The organism is Microcoleus sp. BM001215392, assembly GCF_036700185.1.
Lineage (GTDB): Bacteria > Cyanobacteriota > Cyanobacteriia > Cyanobacteriales > Microcoleaceae > Microcoleus.
The window spans coordinates 1-11,848 of sequence record NZ_JAUBOJ010000226.1 but is presented as its reverse complement, the minus strand read 5'-3'; the positions used below and the strand labels follow the sequence as shown (position 1 = coordinate 11,848).

8 protein-coding genes are annotated in these 11,848 nt (G+C 46.7%); 6 read left to right on the top strand and 2 right to left on the bottom strand.

Annotated features, from left to right (window positions below):
* The first annotated feature begins 71 nt into the window (after positions 1-71).
* A complete protein-coding gene (locus QT974_RS21670) occupies positions 72-1,409 on the top strand; it encodes a PrsW family glutamic-type intramembrane protease (RefSeq protein ID WP_333470486.1) in 1,338 nt (445 codons plus the stop codon).
* Positions 1,410-1,443: 34 nt separating this feature from the next.
* Here the strand turns inward: QT974_RS21670 and QT974_RS21665 are convergent, their stop codons facing one another.
* A complete protein-coding gene (locus tag QT974_RS21665; RefSeq protein ID WP_333470485.1) occupies positions 1,444-2,121 on the bottom strand; it encodes a hypothetical protein in 678 nt (225 codons plus the stop codon).
* Between the two features lie 488 nt (positions 2,122-2,609).
* Between QT974_RS21665 and QT974_RS21660 the strand changes: the two genes are divergently transcribed.
* Positions 2,610-3,659 carry a Gfo/Idh/MocA family oxidoreductase gene (locus QT974_RS21660; protein ID WP_333470484.1) on the top strand — a complete coding sequence of 350 codons (1,050 nt, stop codon included), beginning with the start codon at positions 2,610-2,612 and terminating at the stop codon, positions 3,657-3,659.
* Positions 3,660-4,002: 343 nt separating this feature from the next.
* Here the strand turns inward: QT974_RS21660 and QT974_RS21655 are convergent, their stop codons facing one another.
* Positions 4,003-4,992, bottom strand: coding sequence for an SGNH/GDSL hydrolase family protein (locus tag QT974_RS21655; RefSeq protein WP_333470483.1), 990 nt, complete (start codon positions 4,990-4,992; stop codon positions 4,003-4,005).
* A gap of 249 nt (positions 4,993-5,241) precedes the next feature.
* Here QT974_RS21655 and QT974_RS21650 point away from each other — a divergent pair, with 249 nt between their 5' ends.
* From QT974_RS21650 to QT974_RS21635, 4 genes are all read left to right on the top strand, one after another.
* Positions 5,242-6,567 (top strand): RNA-guided endonuclease InsQ/TnpB family protein, encoded by a 1,326-nt coding sequence (locus tag QT974_RS21650; RefSeq protein WP_333470482.1) that lies wholly within the window; start codon positions 5,242-5,244, stop codon positions 6,565-6,567.
* 153 nt (positions 6,568-6,720) lie between these two features.
* Positions 6,721-7,608, top strand: coding sequence for a photosystem I biogenesis protein BtpA (gene btpA / locus QT974_RS21645; protein ID WP_333470481.1), 888 nt, complete (start codon positions 6,721-6,723; stop codon positions 7,606-7,608).
* A gap of 234 nt (positions 7,609-7,842) precedes the next feature.
* A complete protein-coding gene (locus QT974_RS21640) occupies positions 7,843-8,763 on the top strand; it encodes a vitamin K epoxide reductase family protein (protein ID WP_333470480.1) in 921 nt (306 codons plus the stop codon).
* 668 nt (positions 8,764-9,431) lie between these two features.
* Entirely contained in the window at positions 9,432-11,534 is a 2,103-nt protein-coding gene (locus tag QT974_RS21635) for a CHASE2 domain-containing protein (RefSeq protein WP_333470479.1), read from the top strand.
* The last annotated feature ends 314 nt before the right edge of the window (positions 11,535-11,848 follow it).

Below are 11,848 nucleotides of genomic sequence, written 5' to 3'. Positions count from 1 at the left end.
AATAACCAATAACCAATAACCAATAACCAATAACCAATAACCAATAACCAATGACTGATGACTAATAACTAATGACTAATGAAATCGGATTTCTGCGACAAGTGCCCGCCAAAGGCGCTGCGTCCGGGCCAGCGTCCAAGTACCAACTTTCTGAATACGGCGAAGTGGCGATAGGACGCGATCGCAACTGTCAAATAGCTTTAGAGTCGATCGCCCACGGCATGGTTTCCCGCCGTCACGCTGCCATCCGTCCCCTGACTCAAGGAAGCTGGACGAGATGGGAAGTTTGCGACCTCAACAGCGCTAACGGAACTTATATCAACGGTCAAAAGTTGCAAGGCTGCCAAACTTTACTTTCAGGCGATCGCATCAGTCTCGGCCAAGACGGCCCGGAATTCATCTTTGAATCGAACGGCGCCCCTCACCCAAATAAATCTCGATTCCCCGCAGCAAAAACAGGCAATTTTCCGGAAATTGAAAAGGACGCTCTAACTTTAACTCAATTATTCCCGATCGCCTCCACGGGCAAACAATTAAGCCAAAAAGCCTACTTATATCCAGGTATAGCCACAGTTATCTTTGTCGTGTCGATGTTTGTCGCCGTCGGAAATTCTTCAGCATTTAACTTTCTGCTGTCAGCTTACATTATCGGTGCTGCTTACTACTTCATATATCGACTGTGCGGGAAACATAAGCCTTGGTGGCTATTGCTTGGTTCGGCTTTAGCTACAGTTCTGATTTTGCGCAGCCCCTTATTGATTGGATTTATATTAGTATTTAGAGAAATTTTGCCCGGCCGCTTACCCACAGAAGGCGAAGAAATCAATTTTTTGTCTTTTTTGCTCCGAATGTTCTTCGGGGCGGGTCTGATGGAAGAATTACTGAAATCCCTGCCCGTTTTGGGAGCCTTGCTCCTGGGCAATTTGCTCAAAAATCCGTGGCGCGATCGCATCGGCGTTTGGGAACCCTTAGACGGAATTTTGTTAGGAAGTGCATCCGCAGTCGGCTTTACACTCTTAGAAACTCTAGGTCAGTACGTCCCGAATATCATCCAAAATATCACCCTGCAAGCAGGGCCCGAAGCCGGACAATTAGTAGGATTGCAATTGCTAATTCCCCGAATTTTGGGCTCCGCCGCCGGACACATGGCTTACAGCGGCTATTTGGGATATTTTATCGGTTTGAGCGCTCTCAAACCGCCCAAGCGCTGGCAAATTTTGGGCGTAGGTTATTTTAGCGCTTCGGCACTTCACGCTTTGTGGAACGCTTCAGGTGCACTCAGCGTAATGTTGCTGGCTGTGGTGGGAGTTTTATCCTATGCGTTTTTGGTCGCCGCGATTTTGAAAGCCCGGGCTTTGTCTCCCAATCGATCGCAAAATTTTGCAACTCGAATATTTTCCGAAAAGTGACTGCTAGCTGCTCAATTGTTGATAGCTATCAGCCTCAAGCTGCCATTTTTTTCTGGTATTTTAACCAGCTTAAACCTGCCAATGCTAAAGCTGTACCTGCCGCGGCGATCGGTTCGGGAACTGGTTCGGCTGCGGTATCCACCAGAGTATAAGAAACACCGGTATCGTTGATAATTATACGTTCTGCTAGATATTGTGGACGGTTTATGGGCGTAATTCTTACCTCCTTATAGCCCCAGAACAGAGATACCCACCTCGTTGGACTCTCCAGCCCGTTGGTATCCATAGACCAAGATGCGCTGCCGTTAGTCTTCATGGAATAAGGCCCTCCCGGTGCGTCTGGAGGAACGATAAATTCTGTCGTCGCTGTGTCGCTGCCCTTTGCTCGCAGTCCGCGAAAATCTCCTTGATAAAATAAAGCTGTAACCCCCGCCAAATTGTAGTATTCTTTGCCTTGGAGTCCCTGAGACCTCAGACTCAAAATAGTGTTGAATATTCCCTCGGAAACTGCAACTTGTTCCAATCCTATTCCTGTGAGCGACGAGTTACTTAACTTAAAAAAACCACTACCTGCATTATTATTTTGCACTTTGAAATTGTAGGTAAGTACGGCCGCTTGTGCTTGGTCAACTCCTACCAATGACACCGCTGCCAAACTTAACATTGTGCTGGCGATCGCGCCTCCCAACCTCTGCCTTTGTTTCCGATTCATGGTAAGCCTCATTAGGTTTTCCCTAAGTTTATTTGATTTAATAGAGCGATCGCCAGTAGATATTCGCATACTTAACATGAATTTCTGTCAATTCCAGGATAGCCAAATTTTAACATCCGAATTATTACAGTTGTTCCCTATAACTCTTGTATGATTTATTACTTTTAAATTATTATTTTTGACTCAAAAATAATTTTCTTATTTTTAGATAAGAACAAAATCTGATGCCGAGTTGGTGTGGCAAGAGGGTGCAATGCAGACTAAAGCGAATTTGTCAAGACACAATGAGCAGAAAAAATTACGCAACATTCTGACCGGGAGTGCAAGTAGCTTCTGCTTAATCGCACTCCGGGCCAGAATCGCAACTTAACTTAGAAATTCTTCACAAATAGTTTGACTGTGGTACTATCTGGATGGCTTAGCGTAGCTTAGGGAAGCCAACGGGCTTGATTCCTGTGGTGGAGGAGAATCCAGGAGTGCTAGATAGGATGTCATTGGGATACGGAAATGTTTTCGGCAGAAGTCAACCCGAACCCCTCCGCATTGGGGTAATTGGGGTTGGCAATATGGGCCAGCACCACACGCGAGTTCTGAGCTTGCTCAAAGATATCGAGCTTGTGGGTGTTTCAGATATAAATGTAGAGCGGGGAATTGATGTAGCCAGCAAATACCGGGTTCGCTTCTTTGAAGACTACCGAGATTTGCTTGCCCACGTAGATGCAGTTTGCGTCGCCGTTCCAACTCGCCTGCACCACGCCGTGGGGATGTCTTGTCTCCAAGCGGGAGTTCACGTTTTAATTGAAAAGCCGATCGCGGCAAGCATTGCTGAAGCCGAATCTTTGGTCAATGCCGCAGCAGAAGCCCACCGGATTTTGCAAGTGGGACACATCGAGCGCTTCAATCCAGCTTTTCAGGAACTCGGCAAAGTGCTGAAAACTGAAGAGCTACTGGCATTGGAAGCTCATCGCATGAGTCCTTATTCCGATCGGGCTAACGACGTATCGGTAGTTTTGGATTTAATGATCCACGACATAGACTTGCTCCTGGAATTGGCAGATTCCCAAGTGGTGAAGCTGACCGCCAGCGGCAGTAGAGCCTCAGATTCAGGTTATTTAGACTACGTGACAGCGACGCTCAACTTTGCTAACGGCATTGTAGCCACCCTGACTGCTAGCAAGGTAACGCACCGCAAACTGCGTTCAATCGCCGCTCACTGCAAAAACTCTTTGACAGAGGCAGATTTTCTCAACAACGAAATCTTGATTCACCGACAAACAACCGCCAATTATGTGACGGATTACGGTCAGGTGCTTTACCGTCAAGATGGACTGATCGAGAAAGTTTACACCAGCAATATTGAACCGCTCCACGCAGAATTGGAGCATTTTATTAATTGCGTGCGAGGTGGAAATCAGCCTTCTGTGGGAGGCGAACAAGCTCTCAAAGCTCTGCGGCTTGCGAGTTCGATCGAGCAAATGGCTCTCGACGGTCAAGCCTGGTATCCGAAAGAGCTAGAGTCTACTTTGCAAGTTAGCTAAATTCAGACAAATCGTGTCGTTTCCGGCTGCTTCTCCAGTTTGGGTTAGTTGTTCGGTAAAAAGGGTAACTGTTCGGGTGCAACCGGATGCGATATCAGTCGATTTTAGATTTTAGGTTTTAGATTTTAGATTGATTCCACCGATCTGCTGGCTTAAACCGTCGATTTTTGCATTGAAAATTTGAGATTGGCTCCACATCCTCTATTTGAGAATGAAACTGTCGATTTTCAGATTCAAGGTTTGAGATTGACTCCACAGATGAATCTCGGGGTTTGCACTAAGGTTTAATTCTGATTGCTTTCCACAACACAAGTCGGGAGCAAGTGTCTCTGGTTGGCTCAAGTCACGATTTATTCTGCAAAAAAACAGCGACTATTTCACTGCTGATAGTTTTGCTAACTAGCTGATTTCCTTCCGGGCTCAGGTGGATGCTGTCTCGATACAAAGTGGGAAGTTTCGCTGCACTATTGAAAATAGGAAGAAAATCTATGTAAGTAATTTTCTCACGTTCGACGAGTTCGGCGAGACGCTCTCTAGCTTTGACTTCCCAGTCGCGAGGGCCCTCGCCGCCCAATTCGCCCACCTTGGGCGTCACAGCTAGCAAAAACTCCAGGTTAGCCGATACAGCTATCTTGTGGATTTGGTTGATAGCTTCTAAATTGCAGCCGACTAAATCCCGGCTTGTAGCTCCGGGCGCTACCAATTCGCCAGTCGGCACAGCAGGTAGCAAGTAGCGGGTGAACAACTCTAGGGCGGAGGATCGGGGCCGGCGCGAAGGATAAGCTCGATCGCGCCCCACAACTTCAGCACAGGGAGCCGATGCAAACAAATCGTCCGTATTCAGCAGCAACACCACAGCCTTTGCACCAAAAACACCGAACCGCTTGGCATAAGCCAGTTGATTCCTCGGCCCCCAAGAATTAGCCGAGGCGTTGAGAACTTCAACATCTGAATAGTTGACTTTTGACGCGAATTGTGGATAAATCGCCAGATTGTGCGCTTCTCTCCTCAACAGGCGAGCCATAAGTTCCGAAATTGTATCTGTCTGATCCGTCCACCAACCGCCGTTGGCGACAGAATCACCCAAGAGCAAGATGCGCAGAGTTTCGGGTTCGGGCAGCGGAGCGATCGCGACCGTACGCATCGAATACTCGTTAATCTCGATTCGGTTGCCCAAACGGCGCACTTTCTGGTTGGGTGCCAACAAATAGCCGCATTCGGCATCGGCAATGTAAATCAAGGGATTTCCAAAACCCAGCACCACCCGCAGCAGCACTTCCATAGCTGCCCACAATCCGCAGGTGAGGCCCAAAACGATCAGAACAACTTTCAACAATTAACCTCGATCGAAAACGGATGCTTGCTTGGACACAGCAGTCGCCCAGATGCCAAAATTTTAGACCCAACGACCGACTCTTCGGGCAACGTCAACATCAACAGCAGGAGTCGGGCACTCTCACCGTACTCCGTTGAGTGACGGGAGGAATGTGCCATAGCTGTGTACCCCCAAACAAATCTTTAGCCTTCGCTATTGCAATATTGGTTTTCACGAGATACAATATCATCAGAGTTTGTGAAGCTAATGTCCCAAGTAATCACCGCCAAGTTGAAACTCAACCTAACCGCAGAGCAGAAAGCTTTGGTATGTCAGACTGCTTTAGCCTATCGTGATGCCTTGAACTATACTTCACAAGTTGCTTTTGATGCGGGCAAGACCAGTAATGGAGCGAAACTACATAAGGCTGTCTACAGCGAATTGCGAGTGCGATTTGGGCTGGGAGCGCAGATGGCTTGCAACGTACCCAGACAAGTTTCTGGAACCTACAAAACCCTGTGGACTAAAGTAAAACAATCTGCTGATGCTATTGCCAAAGGCTATACCAAGAGACGATATAAAGGGTTAGACAAAGCTCCTAAGTATATTTCTCGGACTTGCACTCTAAATTATCAGCGCGACTACTCTTTCAAGACTGAGCGCAAGGTAAGCATTATTACTTTGCATGGTCGAATAGTGGTATCGTATGACGGCTACAACAAGCATCTAGATTTGATTGCCAATGGTGCTAAGATTGGAGCAGCTAAAATTGTCTATCAGCGCTCTTCCAAGACTTACTACTTAATCGTAAGCATTGAAGTAGAAGTACCTAGAGTCAACCCCCTAAAAATAACCAGAGTTGTCGGGATTGACGTGGGGATGCGCTATCTTGCTGTAGAAACAGACTTACAAAATACCTCTAAATTCTACTCAGGTAAGGAAGTTAGACATAAAGCCAATCGCTATCACAAGGCACGAATAACTCTTCAGCGTAAAGACACTCGTTCAGCCAAGCGAAGATTAATCGCTTTGTCTGGGAGAGAAAGACGGTTTGTCGCTGATGTGAACCACCAAATCAGCAAGGAGATTGCCAAGCCCTCGAGCCTGATTGGATTAGAAAACTTGACCGGAATACGGGACAGAACTAGAACCAAGTCGGGCAAAAAGGCAAGCAAGAAAAGACGCAAGGCTAATCGGAACAAAGCTAAATGGTCTTACGCCGAACTGCACGGCTATATTGACTATAAAGCTAACCTGAATGGTTCGCTGGCGACCAAAGTCCCAGCTCATTACACGTCGAAAAGCTGCCCAAAATGCGGGCATACCTCAGACGCTAATCGACCAAATAAAGGGCTATTGTTTCGATGTGGATGTTGCGGTCATGAGTTGCACGCTGATTTGATTGGTGCGCGAAATATTGCAATGAGGACGTTGCTAGTTCGGCAAGACTGGACTGGTACGGGGAGCTTGTCAGCATCCCCTAATGTGTCGAGCGGTGAAACTAAAGCCCAAATCCTGCAAAGGTTTTCGGAATTGCGGTGGAGCTCAGATACAAGCCCAGATCGTAGCGGTACTCCGCTTGATGCTGGGTAGTTGACATCGGCTAACTGCTACTGAATTCCGGGTTTTAGCAACCAGGCCGCGCGATTGAGTCATCGGAATCGCCCGCGTGGATATAGAATTCTAGAATATACCGTCACAACCCGCCGTCAGCCGAAGCGTGAACTTGGTGGTTTCAGGAAACCCGTGGACTTAAAACAAATATTCAAAACGCCGAATCCCATAATCGGTGTCGTACATTTACAGCCTTTGCCAACTTCTCCCCGCTGGGGCGGGAACCTCAAAGCTATTATCGGAAGAGCCGAGCAAGAGGCTACAGCGCTGGCTTCTGGCGGCGCAAACGGTATCATAGTCGAGAACTTTTTCGACGCTCCTTTTGCCAAAGACAGCGTAGATCCGGCTGTGGTAAGTGCGATGACGCTGGTAGTCGAGAGGCTGACCAATCTAGTCACGCTGCCGATCGGCATTAACGTGCTGCGAAACGACGCCCACAGCGCGATCGCCATCGCCTCCTGCACAGGTGCCCAATTCATCCGCGTCAACGTCCTCAACGGCATCATGGCCACAGATCAAGGCTTAATTGAAGGTCAAGCACACCAGCTACTGCGCTACCGCCGGGAATTGGGCAGCGATGTCAAAATTTTCGCAGACGTGTTAGTCAAGCACGGGCGACCCTTGGGCAGCCCCAACTTGACAACCGCCGTCTCTGAGACGATCGGGCGAGCCTTAGCCGACGCCGTGATTCTTTCGGGCTGGACAACCGGCAGCCCTCCCAATCTCGAAGACTTAGAACTCGCGAGTGCAGCAGCAGGGGAAATTCCAGTTTTCATCGGTAGCGGCGCCTCGTGGGAAAACGTTTCCACCCTGATGCAAGCGGCAGATGGTGTAATTGTTTCAAGCTCTCTCAAACGCAACGGGCGCATCGAGCAGCCGATCGATCCGATCCGCGTCAGTCAGTTTGTCGAAGCCGCCCGCCGCGGCTTTTCCGAGAAAGAGCGCCAACAGCAAAACAGAGACGCTAATGGCTCAAAAGGGCCCACACCCGAACCGGGAAAAGTCGGAAGTAAAACGTAAAATGGGAATGGGGAATGGGGAATAGGTCATTGGTCATTGGTCATTGGTCATTGGTAATACAGGACTTGCGTAAAAAATCTTTGATGCGCTACTTGTAACCGTAAGGTACGCAATGCGAACCCTACGGAGATATAGAGCCAACAGTTGAAAAAAGCACCAATTCCCAATTCCCAATTCCCAATTCCCAATTCTCCCCAATTCCCAACTACCAATTAGCAATTACCAAATCAAAAAATGATTCGCCGACGTTCAACCCCTTGGATTCATCGCTGGTCTAGGACTGTGATGGCAGCGATCGCAGCCATTGGCGTCCTAGAAACGGCCTATTTGACGATCGCTAAATTCACGACAGGCTCAGTCATTTGTCCCACCAGCGGCTGCGACAAAGTTCTCAACAGTCCCTACGCTACAGTTTTTGGTACAGTGCCTTTAAGTTTATTAGGTTGTCTGGCTTACCTGAGCATAGCAATTCTGGCACTCGTTCCCAAAGCCGTAAATCCCGACACCAATAAAGGACTACACTCTCAACTCGAAAACCAAACTTGGCAAGCCCTATTTATCATCACCTCTGCGATGGTAATTTTCAGCAGCTATTTGATATATTTGATGGCTTTTGAAATTCAGGAACTGTGCATTTACTGCATCAGTTCCGCCGTATTTTCCCTGTCGCTGTTTGTGCTGGTGCTAGTCGGCCGCGAGTGGCAAGATATCGGAGGGTTGGTGTTTACAGGCATTTTGGTGGCGATGGTAAGTTCGATCGGTGCTTTGGGACTTTACAACAGTGTCAAGGCGCCTGTCACTGTTTCTAGCCCTGGTATTGCACCTCCTGCCGTCACTACAACCTCAGGGCCGGCACAAATTGCTTTAGCGCAGCATTTGAGACAAATCGGCGCCAAAGAATACGGCGCTTACTGGTGTCCCCACTGCCACGACCAAAAACTGCTGTTCGGCAAAGAAGCAGCCAAAATAATTGATTATTTTGAATGCGATCCTAAGGGACAAAACTCCCGTGCAGAAATTTGCCAAGCTGCTGCTGCTAATGTCAAAGGTTTCCCGACATGGGAAATTAAAGGTCAGTTTTATTCTGGGACAAAACAATTGGATGAACTCGCTGATTTATCAGGTTATCCTGGCCCCCGCAACTTTAAAAACTGACAGACTACTTGGAAATTGTAGATGACAGATTTTAGATTTTTACGCAGTCAATATCGTTTTTAACTTACTTGCTCTTCGCCTGGGGCTGCGAAATTAATCTTAAATCTTGCATCTACAATTAAAAAAAAGTAAAAATTAATTAGCTTAAAAATTCATTTTTTCTTTGACTTTCTGCTCCGATCTTGGCGAATTAATACTATGAAATTTAAATCAAAAATCCCGAAACAGAAATAAGGTTTCTGGTTCCAGACTCATTAGAAAAGATTAAATTTATTCAATTTTATACTTTAAAAATTAACTCTGCCTTTGGTCTGCGATAGAACGTGGGATAAAAAAATTATGCAATGCAAGTTTATTGCTAAAACAACGTATTTAGACTAACAAATCAAATTTCTATATTGCATCTCGATCGCTAGCACCAAAAAATCCAACAATTAGCTCATTTTAAATCTAAAATATAAAATAGACTCCCGATATCGACCGAAAAACTAGACAATTAGACAAACGAGAATTAAAAATTAATCCATCGAACGCACTGAAAAACCAAGAAATTGGATAATCTAACATCTCAAACAAAAAAATCGACTGAGCAGAGCGTCCGAGAGATGTAAAAGCTAGATGTAGTAGTAGCTTAGATACTCCTACATCTAGGCAAAAATTCCCAAAATATGCTAGAAACTATCAAAAAATGGCTCGATCGAGAACGCAGAGTATTGATTACTGCCACAATCGTTGCGGGTACAGTGATTTTACTGCGCTGGTTCGGATTTTTGCAGGTGTGGGAATGGGCTGCTTTCGACCACTTTATACGCTGGCGAGCCGCCGAACCAATGGACTCGCGCATCGTCATTGTCCAAATTAATGAAGCTGACTTGCAAAAATACGGCTACCCACTTTCCGATGCTGTATTGGCACAATTGCTGCAAAAATTGCACGCCCTTAAGCCGCGGGCGATCGGTCTCGACGTTTACCGAGATTTGCCGGCTCAACCGGGTAACGCCGAATTGCTCAAAACTTTTAAAACTATTCCCAACTTAATCGGCATTGAGTTGATGCCAGATGACACTAGGTTCGGAGTTCGGCCGCCTTCGGTACTTAACAAGCTCTCGCGCATCGGTTTCAACAACGTTGTCATCGACGCTGACGGTAAAGTGCGCCGAGCTTTGCTCTACGCTTGGCCAAAAGATGGCAAAACCCATGAAAGTTTCGCGCTGAAAATGGCTTTGCTTTACCTCGAAACCGAAGGGATTTCCCCTCAACCCGCCACAGTTGGTCCTAAATATTTGCAGTTAGGTAAGGGGGTGTTTCGGCGTTTTAAACCGAATGATGGTGCTTACGTGCGATCGGACAGCCGCGGCTATCAAATTCTCGCCAACCTGCGCGGCCCGCGAGACAGTTTCCGCAGTGCATCGATGAGCGACGTGCTTTCTGGCAAAGTACCGGCTGATTTTGTGCGATCGCGCGCTGTGTTGATCGGCTCAACAGCCCCCAGCCTCAAAGACTTTCACCAAAATGCTTACAGCTCGGGTTTGTTTGCTTCTCCCCAACAAATACCCGGGGTCGAGATTCAGGCTCATTTCTTGAGCCAAATTTTGAGTTCGGCCCTTGACGGGCGCGGGAGTATCAAAGTTTGGCCCGAGGTAGCAGAGTGGCTGTGGATTTTACTGTGGTCGTGGGTAGGAGCCAGCGTGAGCTGGAAGTTGCGATCGCTCCGGCGATCGGCTTGGTGTTTGTCAACTATCTGTATCGGTCTGAGTGCCAGTTTATACTTAGCCTGTGCGGCGGGTTGGTGGGTGCCGTTAGTTCCTCCCCTCCTCAGTCTTCTGGGTTCTGGCGCCGCAGTTGTAGGTTATCTGGCTCACTTACAAGAAGAATTAAAACGGTCTAAAGAATTCTTGCAATGGCTAATTGATACAATTCCCGACCCGATTTTTGTCAAAGATAGAAATCACCGCTGGGTTGTTTTGAATCAATCATATTGTCGGTTTATCGGCTATCCTTTAGAAATTTTAGTTTGCCGCACAGATTACGATTTATTTCCCCAAGCCGAAGCCGATATATTTTGGCAGCAAGACGAATTAGTATTGCAAACTCACCAGCAGCTAGAAAATGAAGAATATTTTACCGACGCTCACGGAATCACGCATCTGATTTCGACCAAAAGATCCCTGCACAAAGATGCTGCCGGCAACCTTTTTTTAGTCGGAGCGATTAGGGATATGACCGAACGCAAGCGCCTAGAAGATGCCCTCAAGCAAAAAAATGCTGAACTCAGCCACCAAGCTTATCACGATGCTCTCACAGGTTTGCCGAACCGGAAAATGTTTCACGAATCCTTGCATTCCTGTCTTGAAAGAGCCTCTATCAATCAGGAATTAGTAGCTTTACTGTTCCTAGATTTAGATGGATTTAAGTCAATTAACGACACTCTCGGACACCATGTGGGGGATTTGCTCTTACAAGCAGTGGCCGGCAGGCTCAAAAAATGCTTGCGCGGGAGCGATATTATCTCGCGGTTGGGCGGCGACGAATTCACTGTCATTTTGCCAGGAATTCCTGGTCGCGACGAAGCGGCGAAAGTAGCTGAAAAAATTTGCGCGGCGATCGTGCAGCCTTTTATTTTAGAAGAACATACAGTTTCTGTCACAACAAGTATTGGGATTAGTTTGTATCCTATGGACGGTCAAGAGTCACAAACTTTAGTCAGAAATGCCGATAGTGCGATGTATCGTGCTAAGAATCTAGGAAAAAATCAATCTCAATTTTTTTAATCAATATCAATTCAAAAACCAGCATCTAATACAAGTTTCTAAAATGATACAACTGTATTTTTTGGGTTTATCGGTCTTGAGAATCATGTAGTATTTAATCGATATTTTAATATCGCAAAAAATAAGCAACCCTCCGCTTCACTTTCGCCAAATAATTGTTATACCATTTATCTAAAATTGTGCAACACTCGAAGACGCCCCTAGCCCCCCCTTATAAAAGGGGGGGGAACAAGAATACTGTTATTTCGTTTTAAATTGGTATTAGACAAGATTGCATAAGTCTTCGATCGATACAGAAACCGCAGATGTCAGAC

Coding starts and splice junctions, on each gene's coding strand:
- QT974_RS21660 (WP_333470484.1), top strand. CDS start 2,610: ATGTCATTGGGATACGGAAATGTTTTCGGCAGAAGTCAACCCGAACCC.
- QT974_RS21670 (WP_333470486.1), top strand. CDS start 72: ATGACTAATGAAATCGGATTTCTGCGACAAGTGCCCGCCAAAGGCGCT.
- QT974_RS21665 (WP_333470485.1), bottom strand. CDS start 2,121: ATGAATCGGAAACAAAGGCAGAGGTTGGGAGGCGCGATCGCCAGCACA.
- QT974_RS21640 (WP_333470480.1), top strand. CDS start 7,843: ATGATTCGCCGACGTTCAACCCCTTGGATTCATCGCTGGTCTAGGACT.
- QT974_RS21650 (WP_333470482.1), top strand. CDS start 5,242: ATGTCCCAAGTAATCACCGCCAAGTTGAAACTCAACCTAACCGCAGAG.
- QT974_RS21635 (WP_333470479.1), top strand. CDS start 9,432: ATGCTAGAAACTATCAAAAAATGGCTCGATCGAGAACGCAGAGTATTG.